This is a genomic window from Mycobacterium sp. E3198 (genome assembly GCF_001667015.1).
GTDB lineage: Bacteria > Actinomycetota > Actinomycetes > Mycobacteriales > Mycobacteriaceae > Mycobacterium.
The window spans coordinates 65,774-86,812 of sequence record NZ_LZIS01000066.1; the positions used below are offsets into that span (position 1 = coordinate 65,774).

General features: G+C 67.6%; 20 protein-coding genes. 8 read left to right on the top strand and 12 right to left on the bottom strand.

The genetic code is table 11. The annotated features are described in order from the left end of the window. Positions 1-44: 44 nt before the first annotated feature. Positions 45-773 (bottom strand): hypothetical protein, encoded by a 729-nt coding sequence (locus A5673_RS08085; RefSeq protein ID WP_068229596.1) that lies wholly within the window; start codon positions 771-773, stop codon positions 45-47. A gap of 158 nt (positions 774-931) precedes the next feature. On the opposite strand from A5673_RS08085, the gene phoP reads away from it, so the two are divergent. Continuing rightward, positions 932-1,651 carry a two-component system response regulator PhoP gene (gene phoP / locus A5673_RS08090; protein ID WP_068229599.1) on the top strand — a complete coding sequence of 240 codons (720 nt, stop codon included), beginning with the start codon at positions 932-934 and terminating at the stop codon, positions 1,649-1,651. Positions 1,652-1,674: 23 nt separating this feature from the next. After that, entirely contained in the window at positions 1,675-3,117 is a 1,443-nt protein-coding gene (locus A5673_RS08095; protein WP_068229602.1) for a cell wall metabolism sensor histidine kinase WalK, read from the top strand. Here the strand turns inward: A5673_RS08095 and A5673_RS08100 are convergent. Then, complete coding sequence (locus A5673_RS08100) at positions 3,105-3,509, bottom strand: HIT family protein (protein ID WP_068229606.1); 405 nt, start codon at positions 3,507-3,509, stop codon at positions 3,105-3,107. The genes A5673_RS08095 and A5673_RS08100 overlap by 13 nt on opposite strands. 94 nt (positions 3,510-3,603) lie before the next feature. On the opposite strand from A5673_RS08100, the gene A5673_RS08105 reads away from it, so the two are divergent. Both A5673_RS08105 and A5673_RS08110 read left to right on the top strand, forming a co-directional pair. Next, positions 3,604-4,260 (top strand): dihydrofolate reductase family protein, encoded by a 657-nt coding sequence (locus tag A5673_RS08105; protein ID WP_068229609.1) that lies wholly within the window; start codon positions 3,604-3,606, stop codon positions 4,258-4,260. Positions 4,261-4,375: 115 nt separating this feature from the next. After that, positions 4,376-5,806 carry a hypothetical protein gene (locus A5673_RS08110; protein WP_068229611.1) on the top strand — a complete coding sequence of 477 codons (1,431 nt, stop codon included), beginning with the start codon at positions 4,376-4,378 and terminating at the stop codon, positions 5,804-5,806. A gap of 6 nt (positions 5,807-5,812) precedes the next feature. On the opposite strand, the gene A5673_RS08115 is transcribed toward A5673_RS08110, so the two are convergent. From A5673_RS08115 to A5673_RS08155, 9 genes are all read right to left on the bottom strand, one after another. Then, positions 5,813-6,235: a ketosteroid isomerase family protein gene (locus A5673_RS08115; RefSeq protein ID WP_068229614.1), complete on the bottom strand. Its 423-nt coding sequence runs from the start codon at positions 6,233-6,235 to the stop codon at positions 5,813-5,815. A gap of 14 nt (positions 6,236-6,249) precedes the next feature. After that, positions 6,250-8,247, bottom strand: a complete 1,998-nt coding sequence (locus tag A5673_RS08120; protein ID WP_082958609.1) for an FAD-dependent oxidoreductase — start codon at positions 8,245-8,247, stop codon at positions 6,250-6,252. Positions 8,248-8,261: 14 nt separating this feature from the next. After that, positions 8,262-9,389: an NDMA-dependent alcohol dehydrogenase gene (locus A5673_RS08125; protein WP_068229619.1), complete on the bottom strand. Its 1,128-nt coding sequence runs from the start codon at positions 9,387-9,389 to the stop codon at positions 8,262-8,264. A 139-nt stretch (positions 9,390-9,528) separates the two neighbouring features. Continuing rightward, the gene (locus A5673_RS08130) at positions 9,529-10,074 is read right to left on the bottom strand and encodes a hypothetical protein (RefSeq protein WP_068229622.1); all 546 of its coding nucleotides are present in this window, start codon (positions 10,072-10,074) and stop codon (positions 9,529-9,531) included. A gap of 2 nt (positions 10,075-10,076) precedes the next feature. After that, on the bottom strand, positions 10,077-10,283 hold the full coding sequence (locus A5673_RS08135) for a ferredoxin (RefSeq protein ID WP_068229625.1): 207 nt from the start codon (positions 10,281-10,283) through the stop codon (positions 10,077-10,079). A gap of 6 nt (positions 10,284-10,289) precedes the next feature. Then, positions 10,290-11,642: a cytochrome P450 gene (locus A5673_RS08140; protein WP_068229627.1), complete on the bottom strand. Its 1,353-nt coding sequence runs from the start codon at positions 11,640-11,642 to the stop codon at positions 10,290-10,292. Further along, on the bottom strand, positions 11,639-12,466 hold the full coding sequence (locus A5673_RS08145) for an SDR family oxidoreductase (RefSeq protein WP_068229630.1): 828 nt from the start codon (positions 12,464-12,466) through the stop codon (positions 11,639-11,641). The genes A5673_RS08140 and A5673_RS08145 overlap by 4 nt, the downstream gene beginning before the upstream one ends. After that, positions 12,467-13,693 carry a cytochrome P450 gene (locus tag A5673_RS08150; protein ID WP_068229633.1) on the bottom strand — a complete coding sequence of 409 codons (1,227 nt, stop codon included), beginning with the start codon at positions 13,691-13,693 and terminating at the stop codon, positions 12,467-12,469. Beyond that, positions 13,694-14,320: a TetR/AcrR family transcriptional regulator gene (locus A5673_RS08155; protein WP_068229637.1), complete on the bottom strand. Its 627-nt coding sequence runs from the start codon at positions 14,318-14,320 to the stop codon at positions 13,694-13,696. Between the two features lie 211 nt (positions 14,321-14,531). On the opposite strand from A5673_RS08155, the gene A5673_RS08160 reads away from it, so the two are divergent. Genes A5673_RS08160 through A5673_RS08175 form a run of 4 tightly spaced genes read left to right on the top strand, consistent with a single transcriptional unit; the run spans position 14,532 to position 18,056 of the window. Next, complete coding sequence (locus A5673_RS08160; protein ID WP_068229640.1) at positions 14,532-16,001, top strand: aldehyde dehydrogenase; 1,470 nt, start codon at positions 14,532-14,534, stop codon at positions 15,999-16,001. Positions 16,002-16,015: 14 nt separating this feature from the next. Continuing rightward, positions 16,016-16,765, top strand: coding sequence for an SDR family oxidoreductase (locus tag A5673_RS08165; RefSeq protein ID WP_068229644.1), 750 nt, complete (start codon positions 16,016-16,018; stop codon positions 16,763-16,765). After that, the gene (locus A5673_RS08170) at positions 16,762-17,619 is read left to right on the top strand and encodes an NAD(P)-dependent oxidoreductase (protein ID WP_068229647.1); all 858 of its coding nucleotides are present in this window, start codon (positions 16,762-16,764) and stop codon (positions 17,617-17,619) included. Before A5673_RS08165 ends, A5673_RS08170 begins: the two co-directional genes overlap by 4 nt. Next, positions 17,619-18,056 carry a carboxymuconolactone decarboxylase family protein gene (locus A5673_RS08175; protein WP_068229650.1) on the top strand — a complete coding sequence of 146 codons (438 nt, stop codon included), beginning with the start codon at positions 17,619-17,621 and terminating at the stop codon, positions 18,054-18,056. Before A5673_RS08170 ends, A5673_RS08175 begins: the two co-directional genes overlap by 1 nt. Here A5673_RS08175 and A5673_RS08180 read toward each other — a convergent pair. Further along, positions 18,053-21,013, bottom strand: a complete 2,961-nt coding sequence (locus tag A5673_RS08180) for a LuxR C-terminal-related transcriptional regulator (RefSeq protein WP_231970936.1) — start codon at positions 21,011-21,013, stop codon at positions 18,053-18,055. The two genes, A5673_RS08175 and A5673_RS08180, sit on opposite strands and share 4 nt — an antisense overlap. Between the last annotated feature and the right edge of the window lie 26 nt (positions 21,014-21,039).

The window sequence follows — 21,039 nt, forward strand, 5'->3', positions numbered from 1 at the left end:
GCGGTCGCTGAGGACCGGGTCAACCAAGCGGCCAGCCTAACGGCTCACTCCTCGCTTTCGATGATGCGCGTCGAGCGCACCGGCCGGGTGGGCGAGCGCCGCCCGGGGCGGCGGCCGGGGAACGGGATCCGGTCGGCGATGTTGCTCAACGGGTTGACCACCATGGTCAGCCCGATGACCGCGTCCTGCAGGGTGGCAATGGCCGGCTCCAGCGCCTCCATCCCGGGGGTCAGCCGCGCCAGCGTGTCGGCGACGTCGGCGAGCTGGTCCAGCGGACCGCGCTTGGCGGTCAGCTTGTCGATCAGCCCACCCTCGGCGAGCAGCCGGTCGGCCAGACCATCCTCGGACAACACCCGCTCGACCAACCCGTTTTCGTCGAGCAGCTGATCGGCCAGCCCGCCCGGCTGCAGGGCGCGTTGCAGCGCGCCGCCCTCGGCGGTCAGCCGGTCGAGCACGCCACCCTCCGACGTCAGCATGTCCACCACGCCGCCTGGGCGCAGCAACCGGTCCAGCGGCCCGTCGGGCGCCACGGCGCGACCCAGCGGCGCGTCGTCGTCCAACAGCCGAGCCAACCGGTTGGCGCGGGTGATCGCGTCGTCGAGCCCGAACATCGACGCCATCGCGTTCGTCCGGGCGTCGCTGCCCGCCTCGCCCAGCGCGCGCTTCGCCACGCCCACCGCCGCGGTCGCGACGCTCAAGCTCGCGTCGGCGGCGGCTAGCCCGGCCCGGGCGGGAGCGGTCGCAAGCGACACGATGTCTTTGGCGAGGTTCATACCGTCAGAGTCTATTCGCGACACCCCAGGTAAAGCCGCATCATTCCAAGGTTATGCGATGATTCCTGGCAGACTGTTAGCAGATGCCTTTCACCGAGCTTTCAGGAAACGCACAATAATCGGAAAGGCAACGTTCAAACAAAGGACGGAAGTACCCCATGACAGCGCCCACCTCAAACGAAGCCAAACCGGAGGCTCGCGTACTGGTTGTCGACGACGAGGCCAACATCGTCGAGCTGCTCTCGGTCAGCCTCAAATTCCAGGGGTTTGAGGTCTACACCGCGACCAATGGGGCCCAGGCGCTGGATCGCGCCCGCGACGCGCGGCCCGACGCGGTGATCCTCGACGTGATGATGCCCGGCATGGACGGCTTCGGGGTGCTGCGCCGGCTGCGCGCCGACGGCATCGACGCCCCGGCGCTGTTCCTGACCGCCCGCGACTCCCTACAGGACAAAATCGCCGGCCTGACGCTGGGCGGCGACGACTACGTGACCAAACCGTTCAGCCTCGAGGAGGTCGTGGCCCGGCTGCGGGTCATCCTGCGGCGCGCCGGCAAGGGCGGGGCCGAACCGCGCAACGCCCGGCTGACGTTCGCCGACATCGAACTCGACGAGGAGACCCACGAGGTCTGGAAGGCCGGCGAACCGGTGTCCCTGTCGCCGACCGAGTTCACGCTGCTGCGCTACTTCGTGATCAACGCGGGCACCGTGCTGAGCAAGCCGAAGATCCTCGACCACGTCTGGCGCTACGACTTCGGCGGCGACGTCAACGTCGTCGAGTCCTACGTCTCGTACCTGCGGCGCAAGATCGACACGGGCGAGAAGCGCCTGTTGCACACCCTGCGCGGCGTGGGCTATGTCCTGCGCGAGCCGCGCTGAGCGCGAAAGCGAAGAATGTAGGCATGGCCAACAAGGTTCGACGCGGGGTGCCACTGCGGGTAGGTCTGGTGGCCGCCACGCTGCTGTTGGTGGGCTGCGGGCTGGCCTTCTCGGGCGTGGCGGTGACCTCGATCCTGCGTCATGTGCTCGTCGGCCGGATCGACCAGACTCTGCTCGAGGCCTCGCGGGGCTGGGCACAGGCGCCGCGGCGGCAGTCGCCGCCCCCTTACGAAAGCCCCGACCCTGGCCGGCCGCCGTCGAAGTTCTACGTGCGGGGCATCGGCACTGACGGCACCCCGTTCACCGCCATCAACGACCGCAACGCCGAACCGGCGCTGCCGCCGAACAACGACGTCGGCCCCGTTCCGACGACGCTGCCGTCGGTCAACGGCTCCAACATCCAATGGCGAGCGGTGTCCGTGAAGGGGCCGAACGGCATCACCACCGTCGCGATCGACCTGTCCGACGTGCAGCACACCCTGAGCTCTCTGGTCTGGTTGCAGTTCGGCATCGGGGTGGCGGTGCTGGTCGTCGTCGGGATCGCCAGCTTCGTGGTGGTGCACCGCAGCCTGCGACCGCTGGTGGAGGTCGAACATACCGCCGCGGCGATCGCCGCGGGCCAGCGTGATCGCCGTGTTCCCGAACGCGATCCGCGCACCGAGGTGGGCCGGCTTTCCTTGGCGCTCAACGGAATGCTCACCCAGATACAGCAGGCGCTGGCCTCCTCGGAGTCGTCGGCCGAGAAGGCCCGCCGTTCCGAGGACAGGATGCGACGGTTCATCACCGACGCCAGCCACGAACTGCGCACGCCGTTGACGACCATCCGTGGCTTCGCGGAGCTGTACCGGCAGGGCGCGGCCCGCGACGTGTCCATGCTGTTGTCGCGGATCGAAAACGAAGCCAGCCGGATGGGCCTGCTGGTGGACGACTTGCTGCTGTTGGCCCGGCTCGACGTGCAACGGCCCCTCGAACACCACCGGGTCGACCTATTGGCGCTGGCCAGCGACGCCGTGCACGACGCGCAGGCGATCGACCCCCTGCGCGCCATCACCATGGAGGTCTTCGACGGCCCCGGCACCCCGGAGGTGCTCGGCGACGAACCCCGGATCCGCCAGGTGCTCAGCAACCTGGTCGCCAACGCCCTGCAGCACACCCCGGAAAGCGCCGACGTCACGGTTCGCGTCGGCACCGAGGGCGACGACGCGGTGCTCGAAGTGGCCGACAAGGGTCCCGGGATGAGTCAGCAGGACGCGTCGCGGGTGTTCGAGCGGTTCTACCGCACCGACTCGTCGCGGGCGCGGGCCAGCGGCGGCACCGGACTGGGGCTGTCCATCGTCGACTCGCTGGTGCGCGCGCACGGCGGCCACGTCAGCGTGCTGACCTCACCCGGCGAGGGATGCTGCTTCCGCGTCACGCTGCCCCGCATCAGCGATGTCTCGGCGCCGGAGCCGGCTCACGCCAGTTGAGCAAGCGCCACCTTGATCTTGGCCTGGGCATCGTCGAGGGACTGCGGTGACGGGTTGCGGTCGACATTGGCGAACCCGAAGTCGCTCAGGCTGCGGGTGGGGAAGACGTGGACGTGCAGGTGGGGCACCTCGAGGCCGGCGATGATCAGCCCGGAGCGCTCGGTCTTGAACGCCTTGCACACGGCCTTACCGATTAGCTGGCTGACTGCCATGACACGGGCGAACACCGCGCCGTCGACGTCCTGCCACTGGTCTATCTCGGCGCGCGGCACCACCAGCGTGTGGCCCTGGGTCATCGGCTCGATCGTCAGGAACGCGACGATGTCGTCATCCTCGTAGACGAAACGACCGGGCAGTTCGCGGTTGATGATCTTGGTGAAGATCGAAGCCATGGGCCCAGCATAGGTTCGGCCACCGATCGATGAGTTTCGTGGGTGTCGATGGTCAGTTCGAAATAGGACCACAACGAAGGAACGAGATTTCGTCATGTCACTGGTGCGCGTGCACAACCTTTCCGTTTCCCTCGACGGCTTCGCTACGGGCATCGGACAAAGCCTGGAGGCGCCGTTCGGGCACGCCGGAGGCCGGTTACACGAATGGTTCTTCGCCACCCGGACCTTCCGCGCTATGCACGGTGAGACGGGTGGGACCACGGGCATCGATGACGCGCTGGCCGGCAGGTGGGCGCCGGGCATCGGCGCCGAGATCATGGGACGCGGCAAGTTCGGGCCGCAGCGCGGCCCGTGGGCCGGCACAGCGGGGGGCGCGGAATGGAAAGGGTGGTGGGGCGCCGAGCCGCCGTTTGGAACCCCGGTGTTCGTGCTGACCCACCACCCGCGACCCTCGATCGAGATGGACGGCGGCACCACCTTCCACTTCATCGACGCCAGCCCCGCCGAATCGCTCGCGTTGGCGCGAAAGGCCGCCGGTGACACCGACATCCGGCTCGGCGGCGGACCGTCGACCGTTCGCCAATTCCTCGCCGCTGACCTCGTCGACCATCTGCACATCACGGTGGTACCGATCATCCTGGGGCGCGGCGAGCGATTGTGGGACGGATTAGAGGGCCTGGAGCAGCGATTCGCGGTGGAATCGGTGAGCAGCCCCAGCGGCGTCACGCATCAGGTCTTCACGCGCCGCTAGCCAACGCCGGCCGGTGTGCCACGCCGACCCGAGCCCGAATCGTTAGCGCAGCGTTGCGGATTCGTTCTGCTGCCTCGGGAAAATCGCTGTACGCAATTCACGGGAGGAGACCTCTGTGCGGTTTCCCGTGGCGTTGCTCACCGCGTGCGCCGTGACCCTCGCACCGGCGCTTGCCGCGGGAGCCGACGCGCGGGCCGCCGACGCGTGGGGGCCGTTCGCACCGCCCAACCCGTTCATGGCGCCGCTGGGCCTCGCGTCGCTGCACAACGACGCCGAATCATCCGACGCGGGACCGCTTCCCGGTCCCGGCGCCCACCCGGTCCCGATCTTCGGCTACCCGCTGCTGGCGGCGTGCCCGACGATCATGCAGGGCACCGACGGGCTGGTGTTGGCCCTGTGCACCAGCGACCTCACGCAGACCCCGACGATCTTCCTGATCGATCCCGGGGGCTGGGCCCCGGTTTTCGTCCCGCTGGCCAAACTTCAAGTCGCCAAGGGCAGCTTGCTCGGCGGCGTCTACGCCTACCTGGACAACAACAACCAGGTGGTGATGATCGACGGCACCAACCACCTGCTGCGCATCGCGCACGCCAAGGAGGGGCCGCTGGGCTGTTGGAAGCTGATCGTCACCGAGTCGACCGACCTGTCCGGCGCGATACCGGCCGGCGACAACTCGGTGGGCCTGGTCCCCGACTACGCGGGCAACGTCTGGTTCGCCACCGGCAACGGCGTCGTCGGTGTGGCCAAGACGGGGGGCGGGGTCGCCAGCGTGCAGCTGCCCGCGGGAGAGCAGGTGGCGAACAGCATCTCGTCGGCGCCGAGCGGTCGCGTCGCGGTGGCCACCACCTTCGCCCTCTACGAGCTGAATCTCGACATCGCCGGCAACCCCCAAATCCTCTGGCGGGCGGCCTATGATCGTGGCCCCGCCCGCAAGCCGGGACAGCTGAGCTGGGGAACCGGTTCCACGCCGGTGTATTTCGGTCCCGTCACGGGCGCCGACTACGTGACGATTGTCGACAATGCCAACCCCCAGGTGCATGCGCTGATCTACCAGTCCGGCACGGGCCAATTGATCTGCCAGCAAACCGTTTTGACCCAGGGCGGCCCGGGCAGCGAAAACGCGCCGATCGGGCTCGGCAACTCGGTGTTCGTGTCCAGCACCTACGGCTATCCCTACCCCGCGGTTCCCCCAGGGGCGCCTCCCGCCGTCCCCGCGACGGCGCCGTTCGTCGGCGGGATGACCAGGGTGGACGTCGACAACCCGGGCTGTCATACCGTGTGGGAGAACAAGGTTCGCAGCGCGGCGCTGCCACACCTGTCCGCCGCGGACGGCCTGCTCTACACCATCACCCGCATCGGGGTCGACCGCACCACGCCGCTCGACCTGTTCGCCTACGGCGTCGTCGACGCACGCAACGGGGCGCTGCTGTGGCAGCAACCGAAATCGCTCACCATCCTCAGCGATCCGCTGCAGACCCCGACCATGGTGCTGATGGACGGTAAGGCCATGCAGGGCAACCTCACCGGGCTCGGGCGCATCGGCTGAGCTGGCTCATCCCTCCTGGCCGAACTCCATCATGTCGAGGTTCCAGTAGCCGCGCATGTTGGTGATCAGCCCGGCGTCGTTGACCTTGTAGGTGAACACGCCGCGCACCTTGCTGGTGACCCCGCCCTCAAACCTGCTGTGCAGCACCAGAATGTGCGCGATCTCGTCGGGTGAGCTGGACGGGAACGTCTCCTCGCAGGTGATGGTCAGCTGGTTGGCCGCGATGTTGGTGTCGTAGAAGGCGGCGACGCCCTCCTTGCCCCGCACCCCGGTGCCGTCGGGGTTGGTGACCGACTTGCCGATCGGGTCCTCGACGACGACGTCGTCGGCCATCAGCGCCAGCCATCCCTCGCGGTCGTGCGCCTGCACGCAGCGCCACGAGGATTGCGACGCGGCCAGTGCCGGTGACGCCTGCGCGGTTTCGGTCATGGTTTCTCCTATCTCTAGATCGCGCACGCGGCGCGTGCGCCCTCCTCGGTGGCCTTGCGGATGAGACCCAGCCCGCCGCAGTCGCCGGCGGCGTGCACCGCGGCGCCGGGCATGGCCGCGACCAGGGTGTCGAACAAGCTGGTGTCGGGCTGCACCGTCCCGGCGACGACGACGCTGTCGGCGCGCAACTCGCGGGGCGCCCCGCCGGCGGGGGTAAACACCACGTCGCGCACCGTGATCCGGTCGACGTCCGCACGGACGTGCACCGTGACGCCGAGCCGGTCGAGGCGATCCATGTGCTCGGTCTTGCGTTTGTTGCCCACCTCGGGGGCAATGTCCTTGCCCGGCTCGAGGATTGACACCAGTCGGCCCCGGCTCGCCAGGAACTCGGCGAGTTCGAGGGCGACCAGGTCGCCGCCGATTATGGCGACCCGCCGGCCGATCGGCATCCAGGCCCGGGTGGCGAGCCGGAAGGCGGATGGGCGCACCAGGCGCTCCCGCCGGCCGGCGAACAACGCGCGCAACCCGGGCCCGGTGTGCACGTGCGGCAGGTCGGCGCCGGGGATGGCCGGCACCGCGACGTGGCCGCCGGTGGCCACCACCACCGCGTCGGGTGCCGATCGGACGACGTCGTCGGCCGAAACATTGCTCCCTGTCTCGACTTTCACCGTGCTGAGCCTGATCTCGTCGCGCAGGTAGTTCAGGAACGGCTGGTTTTCCGGGTGCAGCACCGCCGCCCAGCGCAAGGCCCCGCCGAGCTGGGCGCTGCGCTCGAACAGCGTGACGCGGTGGCCGCGTTCGGCGGCCACCCGGGCGGCCTCCAGCCCGGCCGGCCCGCCGCCGACCACCACCACCCGCTTGGCCCGGCCGGCGCGGGGCGCGGCCAGCTCACGCTCCTTGCCGGTGCGGGGGTTGACCGCGCAGTCGACGGAAAACCGCTGTTCCATTGCGTCGATGCAGTTTTCGCAGGAGATGCACTTGCGCACCCGGCGCGCACGGCCGGACGCGACCTTGCGGGGCAGCTCGGGGTCGGCCAGCAGCGGCCGCCCCATCGCGACGAAATCGGCGCGGCCCTCGGCGAGGATCCGCTCGGCCGCGACGGGGTCGTGGATGCGGCCGACGGCGATCACCGGCACGTCGACCACTTGCCTGACCGCGGCCGCCGCCCCGACGTTGAGCGAGTCGCCGTCGTCGGCCCCGTTGACCATCCCGGTGACGAGCCGGTCGATCACCCCGCCGCTGACGTGAAACGCGCTCACCCCAGCCGCCACGAGTTCAGGTGCCAGGCGGGCGGTTTCGTAGATCGGCCGGCCGCCCGCGACGCGCTCGTAGCCGGAGATGCGCAGCGTGATCGGCAGGGCGTCGCCGACCTCGGAGCGAATCGCGGCCAGCGCCTCGATCACCACCCGCACGCGGCCGCGCGCCGAGTCACCCCGGTAGTCGTCGGTGCGCCGGTTGCGCTGCGGGGCAAGGAAAGACCCCAGCAACATGTAGCCGTGCGCGGCGTGCAACTCGATGCCGTCGTAGCCCGCCTCGGCGGCGCGGCGCACCGCCGCCTTGAACAGGTCGAACACCTCGCACAGCTGCCGCTTGCTGATCTCGGCCGACGGCCGCCCGGTGAGGTAGGACGGGATCACCGACGGCCCCAGGGAGGTGACGCCGAACATCTCCGGTCCCAGGCCGTCGGGCCCGGCGTGCACGATCTGTGGCTGGATCTTGGCGCCGTGTTCGTGCACGGCCTCCACCAACGCCCGGTGCGCGTCCACCGCGTCGTCGGTGGCCAGGTGCAGGCCGCCCGGCGTCTCGGGGTGCTGGTGGTCGACCCCGGTGGCGCCCACCGTGATCAGGCCGACGCCACCCTGCGCGCGGGCGGCGAAATAGTCGCGGGTGCGCGCTGACGGCAGCCCGTCGGGGGTGCCGTACATCGTCTCCATCGGAGACATCACCACCCGGTTGCGCACCGCCATGGCGCCGATTCGCCCCGGCGCCAACAGGTGCGGAAAGCTGGCCACTCAGGACCGGTGGGTTACCGGTCGGCGTCGGTGTAACGGATGACGCCGCGAATGTTCTTGCCGTCCAGCATGTCCTGGTAGCCGTCGTTGATCTGCTCGAGCTTGTACTGGCGCGTGATCATGTCGTCCAGGTTGAGCTTGCCGGCCTTGTACATCGACAGCAGCTGCGGGATGTCGTACTGCGGATTGCCGCCGCCGAAGATGGTGCCCTGCAGGTTCTTCTGCATCAGGGTCAGCATCGCGAGGTTCAGATTCACGTTGGTGTCCAGCAGGCTGCCGATGGCGGTCAGCACGCAGGTGCCGCCCTTTTGGGTGATGTTCAGGTAGGCGTCGACGTCGGCGCCGTGCAGCTCGCCGACGGTCACGACCACCTTGTGGGCCATCAGGCCGTAGGTGACCTCGGCCATGCCCATCAGCGCGGCGTTGATGTCGGGGTAGACGTGCGTGGCGCCGAACTTCAGCGCCTGGTCCCGCTTCCACTCCACCGGGTCGATCGCGAAGATGTAGCGCGCGCCCGCGTTGACGGCACCCTGCAGTGCCGCCATGCCCACGCCGCCCACGCCGACGATGGCGACGTCTTGGCCCGGCCGGATGTCAGCGGTGCGGACCGCCGAACCGTAGCCGGTGGTGACGCCGCAGCCGACCAGGGCGGCCACCTCGAACGGCACGGACGGGTCGATCTTCACCACGGAGCTGCGGTGCACGACCATGTACGGCGAGAAGGTGCCCAGCAGCGTCATGGGGAAGACGTTCTGGCCGCGGGCCTGGATGCGGAACGTGCCGTCGGACACCGCGGCGCCGCCCAGCAGCCCGGCGCCCAGGTCGCACAGGTTGCGCATGCCGGCCTGACAGGTCGGGCAGGACCCGCAGGACGGGATGAACGACAGCACCACGTGGTCGCCGGGGGCGATGTCTTCCACCCCGGGCCCGACCTCGGTGACGATGCCGGCGCCCTCGTGGCCGCCGAGCACCGGGAAGCCCGCCATCGGGATGCCGCCGGTGACCAGGTGATGGTCGGAGTGGCACATGCCGGCCGCTTCCATCTGGATCTTGACCTCATGCGCTTGCGGGTCGCCGATCTCGATTTCCTCAATGGACCACGGCTGGTTGAACTCCCAGATCAGAGCGCCTTTTGTCTTCACGTTGGACCTGACCCCATTTCGCCTTTGAAGTGAGACTGCCCGACCCGTCTTGCCCGGCAGCAGTGGTGACGAGTGCCACACGGCACCCCTGTCGCGCCAGCATAGCGCGTGCGACAAATCAAATGCTTGGTTGGTCCCGTCACCAGATCGGGACGGGCGCCCGGCCCAGCGGGTAATAGCCCGGCAGCTTCTCGCCGGCGATGCTGCGCTCGATCCGCCGCTGCATGCCCGCGGACAGATCGCCGGACTCGATCAGCTTCGCGAACATCTTCGCGACGTGGCCGAAATCGAAGAAGTCGCGCTGCCACTCGATGAGCTGGTCGCCATTGAGGCGAAACCAGCTGCCGCCGATCCCGTAGATCTCGTCCTGGGTGCCGTCGGTCTTGTTGACGATCTGCTTCCAGAAGCCGACGATCTCGCCCTGTTTCTCGTCGATGAGCACCTTTTGGTACTCGTACACCCAGTTCTCCAGGCCCTCCATCTCCAGGCCGAGGGCGACATCGCGGATCTCGTCGACGCCGACGCACATCACGTCTTCCTTCGGGCCGATGTTCCAGCCGTAGGTGGCGTCTTTGGCGTAGAAGTCCGCCAGCGGCTTCCAGTCACCGGCCTTCTCGCAGTCCTTGTTGGCCTGCAGCCAGCGGTCGACCCATCCCTCGAGGTCCGCGCGTGAATGTGACGCCATCGTTAGCCTTCTTTCTCCTTGATGAACAGCGCTTGCGTGGGGCACATCGCGACCGCGCGCTCGACCTCGTCGCGGGCGTCCTCGGGCGGTTCGGGGTCGAGGATCTCGACCTTGCCCCGCTTGGGCACCCGAAAGTAGTCCGGCGCCTCCAGTTCGCACATGGCGTGGCCCTGACACAGATCCAGGTCGGCTTCGATTCGAAAACCCATGACCGGTCAGGCTTTCCGCTTGCGGTAGCGCACCTTCGCCGGCCGGGCGAGCTGGACGACCATCTTGGAGTGGTCGTTGTGATAGCTGTCGGCCGGCTGCGCCATCTCGAACTCATACTCGCGCAACAGAACCGAGAAGATCGCCTTGATCTGCATCTGGGCGAAAGCGGCCCCCACACAGCGGTGCCGCCCCGCGCCGAACGGGATCCAGGTCCACCGGTTGACGATGTCGGCCTGCTCGGGCTTGTTGTAGCGATCGGGCTTGAAGGCGTCCGGATCGGGAAAGTCTTCGGGGATCCGGTTCGAGATCGCCGGGGAGGCCGCCACATAGTCGCCGGCGTGAATCGGGAAGCCCTCGACCTCGAACTCGCCCTTGGCGACCCGCATCAGGATGATCAACGGCGGGTGCAGTCGCAGGGTTTCCTTGACCACGTTGTCCAGCTTCGGAATCGAGCGCAGCGCATGGAAACTCACGGCCTGGCCGTCGGCGTACAGCTCCTCGAGCTCGGCGAGCACCTCGGCATAGACGTCCGGGTGGCGGATCAACTCGATCAACGTCCACGCCGAGGTCCCCGAACTGGTGTGGTGACCCGCGAACATCAGCGAGATGAACATCCCGGTGACCTCGTCGGCGGAGAACCGAAGATTGCCCTCCTCGTCCTTGATGGAGACCAGCACGTCGAGCATGTCGCGGTCGGCCTTGTCCTGCGGCGGATTGGCCACCCGCTGGTCCATGATTTCCTGCACCACCGCAACGAGTTTCACGCGCGCTTCGTCACGCCGCTTGAAGCTTTCGATCGGGAGGTAGGGGTCGACGTAGCACAGCGGGTCGGTGCCGCGTTCCAGCTCGTGGTAGTACTCGGCGAACCGGTGGTCGAGCTGCTCGCGGAACTTCAGCCCGATCAGGCAGGCCGTCGAGGTGTAGATGGTCAGCTCGGCGAAGAAGTCGAGCAGCTCGATCTCGCCCTCCTCGCCCCAGGTGGCGATCATCTTCTTGACTTCGCCCTCGATGGTGGCGGCGTGGCCCTTCATCTGTTCGCCGCGCAGCGCCGAGTTGTGCAGCATCTCCTTGCGCCGCTCGGGGCTGGCGTCGAACACCACGCCCTTGCCGAAGATCGGCGTCATGAACGGGTACGCCTCGGCCTGGTCCAGCTCCTCGTCGGCGGAACGGAAGAAGAATTCGTTGGCGCCGGCGCCGGACAGCAGGATGACGTGCTTGTCGACCAGCTGGAACCAGCCGACATCCCCGCACTCGTCCCGGACGCGCTGCATCAAACCGATTGGGTCCGTGCGGAATTCCTCCAGGTGGCCGTGCTCCTCTTCGCCGCCGGAAACCCGCGGCACGATCGCTGTAGTCACTGTTCTGGCATCCCCTCTTCGCCGAGAGCGAGCTTTTGCCGATCTTTCTTGTCGGCCAACGGGGCTTCGGGCTGAAGCTCCATGTTCGCGATGAAGCCACCCCGCGGAGTCTCGGCGACGAACGTGATGGCTCGCGCCAAATCCGCCGCCCGCAGGAAATAGTCGTGGCGGGCCTGGCCCCACTTCGCCCAGTCTTCGAGCGCGGGGCCGATCTTCTCGGCCGGCAGGCTCCAGCCCATCGAGGTCTTCGTCGGGCCGGGGTGCACGATCGAGGCCCGCACGCCGGTGCCCTCGAGCTCCATCTGGAAGTTGGTGACCATCGCGACGAGCGCGGCCTTGGCGGCGCCGTAGGCGCCCATGTGCGGACGCTGGCGCAGGGCCACGTCGGAGCCGACGAAGATCAGATCGCCGCGCCGGCGCTCGAGCATGCCGGGCAGGACCGCGGCGGCCAGCCGGTTGGCGCCGACGAGGTGGATCTGCAGCTGCGACTCGAACTCGTCGGTCGTGATCTCGGCGAGCTTGCCGAAGTAGGTGTCGCCCGCGCCGGCCACCAGCACCTCGATGTCACCGAGCGCGTCGACCGCCTGCGCGACAAACGATTTCACCGAGTTCGGGTCGGTGACGTCCAGATGGAACCCGACCGCCTCGCCGCCCTCGGCGTTGATCTTGCCGACGATGTCGTTGAGCTTCTCGACCCGGCGGGCGCCCAGCGCGACCGGGAACCCGTGGGCCGCCAGTTCGATGGCGGTGGCCTCGCCGATGCCGGACGAGGCGCCGGCCACTATCGCCGGCCGGCGTTCGGGCAACGGGTCAAAGCGGGGCATTCAGCGGACCTCCACGCTCATGGGTAGGTGAGCGAATCCGCGGACATTGCTGGAGTGGACGCGGACGGCGTTGGCCTCGTCCACCCGATATCCGCGGATTCGCTTGAACAACTCGGTCAGCGCGACCCGGGCTTCCATTCGCGCCAGATGCGCGCCCAGGCAGAAGTGTGCGCCGCTACCGAAACTCAATAACTTGGGCCCGATTTCGCGCCCGATCACATAGTCGTCCGGGTTGTCGAAGGCCCGCTCGTCGCGATGGCCCGAGCCGGGCAGCAGCAGCAGGACGTCACCCTCGGGAATGGTGGTGTCGTAGAGGGTCAGCTCCCCGGACACGGTGCGGGCCAGGATCTGGCTGGACGTGTCGTAGCGCAGGGTCTCCTCGACCCACAGCGGCACCCGCGACAGGTCGGCGTAGACCGGGGTCAGCTGATCCGGGTTCCGGTGCCCCCAAAACGCGGCGTTCGCAAGCAGTTTGGTGGTGGTCTCATTGCCGGCGATCACCATCAGGAACATGAAGCCGAGCACCTCGTCGTCGGTGAGCCGGTCGCCGTCGATCTCGGCCTCCAGCAGCGCCGAGGTCAGGTCGTCCGTCAGCTTCTTACGCCGCTCGGCCACCATCCCCTGGTAGTAGACGATCAGGTTGAGCGAGGCCTCGACCGCCTCGGGTGGCACGTCGGTGACACCGTCGGCGCGGTGCATCACGCCGTCGGCCCAGGCCCGGACCTGGACCCGGTCCGGCTCGGGGACGCCCATCAACTCGGAGATGACGTCCATGGGCAGCTTCCCGGCGAACTCGTCGACGTAGTCGACGGTGCCGTCCGCTGAAGACCGCGCCTTCTCCAGCATGGTGTCCAGGTGCCGGGTCGCGATCTCGGTGACACGGGGCTCCAGCTCCCGAATCCGCCTGGGCGTGAACCCTTTCGAGACCAGCGTCCGCAGCCGCAGGTGGGCCGGATCGTCCATCGCCAGGAACGACATCGTCTTGGAGGCGTGCGGGCCTCGCGACGCCGGGTCCAGCGAGACGCCGTACTTGTTGGACAGCGTCGTGCTGTTGCGGAACCCTTGCAGCACATCCCGGTGCCGCGACAGCGCCCAGAACTTCAGCTTGTCGTTGCGATACAGCGGCGCCTCGTCGCGCAGCCGCTTGTAGTACGGATACGGATCCTCGTGAAAGTCGTAATCGTAGGGATCCAGGACCAGTTCGTGGTCGCCGACGTGGACGGTCATCTAATTACCTGTCTCCTCGCTGGCGGCGCTCAAGATGAGCCCCGCCACGTCGGCGAGGCGGTCGGCGATCTCGCGGTAGGTGAGCTGGCCGCTGCCGGCCTGCACGAGCGCGCCGAAAAACGCCATTTCGAGCGCGGATACGGTGGCGGGGTCGGATCCCGGACCGATCGCCGAGGCGATGCGGCGATGGATTTCCGCGCCGATCCGGTCGCGTGCCGCGCAGACTGCGGGGTCGGTACCGCCGCCCAGCAGCGCCGCCGTGCATGCCGCTCCGACCTCGGGTTCGTCGGCGACCACCAGGGCCAGATGGCGCAAGACCTTGTCCACGCGGGCGGGCATGGGGTCGTTCACGTCGGTGAAGTAGGGGACCTGCCGCACCAGGTCGAGGTAGACCTCGGCGATCAGATGGTTCTTCGACGAGAAGTAGGTGTAGGCGGTGGCCGGGGCCACTTTAGCGCGAGCCGCCACTGCGCGCACCGTCAGGTCGGCATACGACTTCTCGCGCAGGGTTTCGATGCCGGCCGCGAGGACCTTGCGGAACGTCTCCTCCTGGCGGCGGTTGCGCAAAGTCGCTCCGGTCTGGCGGTCGGCGCGGGATGCGACGGTAACCAGTGCATCGCTGGACACATGTCCAAGCTATCGGATTCGGGGCGCGGGAAGCAAGACCGGTCGGCATATCCGCAGATAAAATGCGCAGTTTGCCGATCATCGGCGCGCCGGGCGAGATCCGCTCTTGCACCGCAGACGGCCTGGCGACTATGGTTCGATGCGACCATATCGGACAAGTGTCCACTCAGTTGGCGTGCTTGATTGAGCCGCGCACAGACGGGAGCGGGAGATGGCCTTGTTGGCCGACGGCGCGAGCGCACTGTTCATCGACGGGAAGTTCTCGCCGGGCAACGCCGGCACGTTTTCCACGATCAACCCGGCAACCGAGGAAGTGCTCGGAGTTGCCGCCGACGCGGACGCCGACGACATGGGTCGCGCCATCGACGCCGCGCGGCGGGCCTTCGACGACACCGACTGGTGCCGCAACACCGAGCTGCGGGTGCGGTGCGTGCGGCAGCTGCGCGAGGCGATGCAGCAGCACCTCGAAGAGCTGCGCGACCTGACCATCGCCGAGGTCGGCGCACCGCGCATGCTCACAAGCATCGCCCAGCTCGAAGTACCGGTCAACGACCTCGCGTTCGCGGCCGACACCGCCGAATCCTACGAATTCAGCCGTGATCTCGGCGAGGCCGCGCCGATGGGCATCCCCACCCGGCGCACCATCGCGCGCGAGGCCGTCGGTGTCGTCGGCGCCATCACGCCGTGGAATTTCCCCCACCAGATCAACCTCGCCAAGATCGGGCCAGCGCTGGCCGCCGGAAACACCGTTGTCCTCAAGCCCGCGCCCGACACCCCCTGGTGCGCCGCCGTGCTCGGCGAACTGATCGCCGAGCACACCGACTTTCCGCCCGGGGTGATCAACATCGTCACGTCCAGCGACCACGGTGTCGGTGCGCTGTTGGCCAAAGACCCTGGGGTGGACATGGTTTCGTTCACCGGCTCGACCGCCACCGGCCGCAGCGTGATGGCCGACGGCGCCGCCACCATCAAGAAGGTCTTCCTCGAGCTGGGCGGCAAGTCGGCGTTCATCGTCCTCGACGACGCCGACTTGGGCGGCGCGGTGGGCGTGGCGGGCTTCTCGGTCTGCATGCACGCCGGGCAGGGCTGCGCGATCACCACCCGGCTGGTGGTGCCGCGGGCGCGCTACGACGAAGCGGTCTCCATCGCGGCCGCGACGATGGGCGGGATCAAGGCCGGCGACCCCACCGACCCCGGAACCATCTGCGGCCCCGTGATTTCGGCGCGCCAGCGCGACCGGATTCAGGGCTACCTCGACTCGGCGATCGCCGAGGGCGGCACGTTCGCGTGCGGCGGCGGGCGGCCGGCCGACCGCGACATCGGTTTCTTCATCGAGCCCACCGTCATCGCGGGGCTGGGCAACGACGCCCGCTGCGCGCGGGAGGAGATCTTCGGCCCTGTCCTGACGGTGATCCCGCACGACGGCGACGACGACGCCGTGCGCATCGCCAACGACTCGCCATACGGATTGTCGGGCACGGTGTTCGGCGCCGATCCGGAGCGGGCGGCGAGGGTTGCCGCGCGGGTTCGGGCCGGCACCATCAATGTCAATGGCGGCGTGTGGTATTCGGCCGATGCGCCATTCGGCGGCTACAAGCAATCCGGAAACGGCCGCGAGATGGGACTGGCCGGTTTCGAGGAGTACCTCGAGATCAAGACCATCGCGACAGCGGTCAACTAGAGGAGCTTGAGGGCATGCGATTCGAGAACAAGGTCGCCATCGTCACGGGATCGGGCGGCGGTATCGGCCAGGCCTACGCCGAGGCGCTGGCGCGTGAGGGCGCCGCGGTCGTCGTAGCCGACATCAAGGCCGAGGCGGCCGAGGCGGTGGCCAAGCAGATCGTCGCCGACGGCGGTACCGCGCTGGCCGTTCCGGTCGACGTGTCCGACCCGGCGTCGGCCAAGGCGATGGCCGACCGCACGCTGGCCGAGTTCGGCGGCATCGACTACCTGGTCAACAACGCCGCGATCTTCGGCGGCATGAAGCTCGATTTCCTGCTCACGGTCGACCCGGAGTACTACAAGAAGTTCATGAGCGTGAACCTCGACGGCGCGCTGTGGTGCACCCGCGCGGTGTACAAGAAGATGGCCAAACGCGGCGGCGGGGCGATCGTCAACCAGTCGTCCAGCGCCGCGTGGCTGTATGCGAATTTCTACGCCTTGGCCAAGGTCGGCATCAACGGACTGACCCAACAGCTATCCCGCGAACTGGGCAGCCAAAACATCCGGATCAACGCGATCGCGCCCGGGCCCATCGACACCGAGGCCAACCGGACCACCACACCGCAAGAGATGGTCACCGACATCGTCAAGGGTCTGCCCCTGTCGCGCATGGGAACTCCGCAGGACGTCGTCGGGATGTGCCTGTTCTTGTTGTCCGACGAGGCGTCGTGGATCACCGGGCAGGTTTTCAACGTCGACGGCGGGCAGATAATCCGGTCATGAGTGAGGCAGCGAAGCTCGGGTACATCGGCCTGGGCAACATGGGTGCGCCGATGGCCACGAAGATGACCGAATGGCCGGGCGGGGTGACGGTTTACGACATCCGGACCGAGGCGATGACGCCGCTGGCCGAGAAGGGCGCCAGCCTGGCCGACGGCGTCGCCGACGTGGCCGCCGCCGACATCGTTCATGTCACCGTCCTGGACGACGCCCAGGTGCGTGAAGTCGTCGGCGAACTGGCGGCGCACGCCGAGCCCGGGACGGTGATCGCGATCCACTCGACCATCAGCGACACCACCGCCGTCGAACTGGCCCGCGAGCTCAAACCGCGCGGCATCCACATCGTCGACGCACCGGTCAGCGGTGGCGCGGCCGCCGCCGCGAAGGGCGAGCTGGCCACCATGGTGGGCGCCGAGCGCGAGGTCTACGAACGGATCAAGCCGGCCTTCAAACACTGGGCGGCGATGGTCGTCCACGCCGGCGAGCCCGGCGCGGGCACGCGAATGAAGCTGGCCCGCAACATGTTGACGTTCACGTCGTATGTCGCTGCGTGCGAGGCCATGAAGCTGGCCGAGGCGGCGGGGCTGGACCTGCAGGCGCTGGGCCGGGTGGTGCGCCACACCGACGCGCTTACCGGCGGGCCGGGGGCGATCATGGTCCGCGACGACATGAAAGACCTTCAGCCGGAACACTTCCTGTACCAACCGTTTATGCACACCCGGGGCCTCGGGGAGAAAGACTTGAGCCTGGCGCTGGGTTTGGGTGAGGCGTTATCGGTGGACCTGCCACTGGCCCGGCTGGCATACGAGGGGCTGGCCGCTGGCCTGGGCGTACCGCACACAGAGAAAGAGGCGTGATGGACGAACTGCGCCGCAAGGGCCTCGAGAAGATGAACGAGGTCTACGGCTGGGAGATGCCCAACATCGAGGGCGACGCATACTTCGACCTGACCGTTGATCACCTGTTCGGCAGCATCTGGACGCGACCAGGGTTGTCGATGCGCGACAAGCGCATCATGACGCTGACGGCGGTGACCGCGATCGGCAATCGCGACCTGGCCGAGATCCAGATCAACGCCGCGCTGCTCAACGGCGAACTCACCGAAACCGAGCTGAAGGAGATGGCCGTCTTCCTGACCCACTATCTCGGGTTTCCGCTGGGTTCGGCGCTCAACGGCGCCGTCGACGCCGTCGTCGCGAAGCGCAAGAAGGCCGCGGCCAAGGGCGCCGGGGAGGACAAGAAGGCCAACGTGGACGCCGCCGTCAACATGCACCGGGGCAAGGCCGCCGACTAGGCGTGGCGCGCCGCCTCTTGGGCGAGTTGCACTCTGGAGCTGAGGCCAAGCTTCGAGTAAACGTGGCTGAGGTGCGCTTGCACGGTTCGCGCAGAGACGAAGAGGCGCGCGGCGATGTCTTTGTTCGGAAGCCCTTCGCTGACCAGCTTCACCACATTGATTTCGGCAGGAGTCAGTGATTCCCAACCAGTTGCCGGCCGCTTCCGTTCGCCGCGGCCACGTCGCGCGAAGGCGATCGCTTCGTCGATGGACCACGCCCCGCCCACGGCCCAGGCATCTTCGAATGCGTTGTCACCCAGGGTCTCGCGCAGACCGGCTACCGATACCTCATAGGGAGCGTCATAGATCTTGAAGCGCACGTATCCGGTGCGCCCACGATGTGCTTGTGCCGCTCCGAAAAGGTGGGCAGCTTCTTGGTAGCCGCCCGCCTCGACGGCAATCGTGGCTAGGCATTCGAGTACGTCGGCAATGACGAAGTAAGCCTTGAGGTTTGCCACCGTAGTGAGCGCATCCTGTGCATCTCGTTCTGCCTGTTCAAAATCGTTCTGTGCGATCGCGACCCGCGCACGCTTCGCCAGCGCCAACAGTCGGTGCATGCCTGGAGCCACCGCGACGGCGTCGTCGGCCCGCTGCCGGGCGGCGACCAGATCGCTCTGTGCGAGTGCGACTTCCGCGAGCGGGACGACGTTGGTAATCGCCAACTCCGGCTGAACTTTCATCCGCTGCCATGCCGCCTCGCCCGCATGGTCCGCCGCCTCTATGTCGCCCGCGGCCAGTGTCGCGACGGCCAACGCCGCGTACGCAAAGCCTTGGTTGAACTCTCCGAAGTCCTCGGCGCCCCGCACGGCTGCGCTTGCGGCCGCGCGGGCCGCGCCCGTGTCGCCCGCGTAGGCGAGCATGTGACCCAAACTGACGCGGCTGGACATCGCCCACATGGGGTCGTGCGCCTGGTCCGATTCGGTGGCCAGGGCGCGGAATTCAGCGATGGCTCCGGCGAGATCCCCTTCCCATTGCTGTGCCAACGCAACGCACCAGCGGCACCCGCGTGAGCTGTATCCGTCACCGATCGCGTCGGCGACGTCACGGCCTTCCTCGCCCGCTGCGCGCGCCGCAGCCGGATCACCCTGCCCGGTCACCGCTGCAAACGCTTGGTAAGCCAGAATCTGGCAGAGACTCCAGTCGTCGCCCAATGCGCGGGCCAGTCCGAGCGCCTCGTCAAAGTACGGGCCCGCGGCCTCTGGGTCGTAGGCAGCGATGAGCCCGCAACCGGCAAGTGCCCGGACCAGCAAGGCCGGGTCGTTGATCTCGCGGGCGATCGCGAGAGCCTCCAACGCTGCGACGTTGTCATAAATACTCTGGGTGGCGCCGAGTGTGGCTTTGTCGGCGAGCGCCCGTGCGCGAACTGCCGGTGGCAACTCCCCACAGTCCAAACTCGCGTCGCCGAGTGCAGCGTCGAACCACGCCATTCCCTCCTGGACGCGACCCCGTGTAACCCACAGCGGGTGCAACGCCGATGCGAGCTGCAATGCCGTTGCGATTTCGGCATTTTCTCGACACCACGCGAATGCAAACCGCAGGTTGTCGATTTCGATCTCGGCAAGCTCGACGCGGCTCTGGTGTCCTGAGCGGCCGGGAGTATCGAGCGACGTCGCCGTCTTGGTGTAGTGATCGCGGTGGCGAGTGCGAACCGCGTCCGCTTCGCCGGACTCGCTGAGCTTCTCCAGCGCGTACTGGCGGACCGTCTCCAGCATTCGGTAGCGCGTCCCGAAGTCGCTGTCTTCGGCCACAACGAGTGACTTGTCGATAAGCAGCGTCAGCTGATCGAGGGTCTGGTAACGCTCGATGTCGCTGTCGCCGCACACGGCCTGCGCCGCATCGAGATCGAATCCGCCCATGAAAACCGCTGCCCGGCGAAACAGGACGCGTTCGGGCTCGGTCAACAGTGCGTGCGACCAATCGACCGAAGCCCGGAGTGTCTGCTGTCGGCGCACGGCCGTTCGGGCGCCGCCGGTCAGCAGCCGGAAACGATTGTGCAGGCTGTCGAGAATCTGCACTAACGAGAGTGACCGAACCCGCGCGGCCGCCAGCTCTATCGCCAGCGGTATGCCGTCGAGGCGCCGGCAGATCTCGGTCACCGTTTCCGAGTTATCCTCGGTCACAACAAAATCAGGCCGCACCTGGCGCGCGCGGTCGGTGAACAACGCGATCGCCTCGCCGGCCAGCGACAGGGAGGGCACCGCCCACGCGACTTCGCCCGCCACTCGGATCGGCTCACGGCTGGTGGCGAGGATTGTCACCGCCGGGCAACTCGCCAGCAGCGCAAGGGTTAACGAGGCACACGCATCGATCAGGTGCTCGCAGTTGTCCAAGACGATGAGCATGTGTCGACCGGCGATCACCCGGGTGAGCGTGTCCATCGTCGAGCGCCCGGCCTGGTCGGGCAACCCCAACGCGCGAGTCGCTGCAACCGGAACGGTGTCGGCGTCAGCGATCGGCGCCAGATCCACATACCACACTCCGTCGGCGAAATCGCTCTCCATCTCGTCCGCGACGTGCACTGCCAAACGTGTCTTGCCGACGCCACCCGCGCCGGTCAGCGTCACCAGCCGGTTTTCGCCGACGATCTGCCGTACGGTCTTCATCTCGGCGCCGCGGCCGACGAAGCTCGTAAGTTGGGGCGGGAGATGTTGTTTCCCAGTCGTTGTCGATGCACGCAAGGGTGGGAAGTCGTTGCGAAGATCCGCGTGACACAGCTGTGTTACCCGCTCGGGTCGGGGCAGGTCCCGCAACGCGTGGGTGCCCATATCGAGCAGCCATGCTCCGGCCGGGAGCGCGTCGGCGATCAGATCACTTGTGGTGGCTGATAAGACCGTCTGGCCCCCGTGCCCCAGGTCGCGCAGCCGTGCGGTTCGGTTGATGGTTGGCCCGACATAGTTTGCTTCGTCCCGCAGTTGCACTTCGCCGGTATGGAGCCCGATCCGCA

Excerpts from the sequence above, each read along its gene's own strand:
- A5673_RS08085 (WP_068229596.1), bottom strand. The coding sequence starts at position 773 with ATGAACCTCGCCAAAGACATCGTGTCGCTTGCGACCGCTCCCGCCCGG.
- phoP (WP_068229599.1), top strand. The coding sequence starts at position 932 with ATGACAGCGCCCACCTCAAACGAAGCCAAACCGGAGGCTCGCGTACTG.
- A5673_RS08095 (WP_068229602.1), top strand. The coding sequence starts at position 1,675 with ATGGCCAACAAGGTTCGACGCGGGGTGCCACTGCGGGTAGGTCTGGTG.
- A5673_RS08100 (WP_068229606.1), bottom strand. The coding sequence starts at position 3,509 with ATGGCTTCGATCTTCACCAAGATCATCAACCGCGAACTGCCCGGTCGT.
- A5673_RS08105 (WP_068229609.1), top strand. The coding sequence starts at position 3,604 with ATGTCACTGGTGCGCGTGCACAACCTTTCCGTTTCCCTCGACGGCTTC.
- A5673_RS08115 (WP_068229614.1), bottom strand. The coding sequence starts at position 6,235 with ATGACCGAAACCGCGCAGGCGTCACCGGCACTGGCCGCGTCGCAATCC.
- A5673_RS08130 (WP_068229622.1), bottom strand. The coding sequence starts at position 10,074 with ATGGCGTCACATTCACGCGCGGACCTCGAGGGATGGGTCGACCGCTGG.
- A5673_RS08135 (WP_068229625.1), bottom strand. The coding sequence starts at position 10,283 with ATGGGTTTTCGAATCGAAGCCGACCTGGATCTGTGTCAGGGCCACGCC.
- A5673_RS08145 (WP_068229630.1), bottom strand. The coding sequence starts at position 12,466 with ATGCCCCGCTTTGACCCGTTGCCCGAACGCCGGCCGGCGATAGTGGCC.
- A5673_RS08150 (WP_068229633.1), bottom strand. The coding sequence starts at position 13,693 with ATGACCGTCCACGTCGGCGACCACGAACTGGTCCTGGATCCCTACGAT.
- A5673_RS08160 (WP_068229640.1), top strand. The coding sequence starts at position 14,532 with ATGGCCTTGTTGGCCGACGGCGCGAGCGCACTGTTCATCGACGGGAAG.
- A5673_RS08165 (WP_068229644.1), top strand. The coding sequence starts at position 16,016 with ATGCGATTCGAGAACAAGGTCGCCATCGTCACGGGATCGGGCGGCGGT.
- A5673_RS08170 (WP_068229647.1), top strand. The coding sequence starts at position 16,762 with ATGAGTGAGGCAGCGAAGCTCGGGTACATCGGCCTGGGCAACATGGGT.
- A5673_RS08175 (WP_068229650.1), top strand. The coding sequence starts at position 17,619 with ATGGACGAACTGCGCCGCAAGGGCCTCGAGAAGATGAACGAGGTCTAC.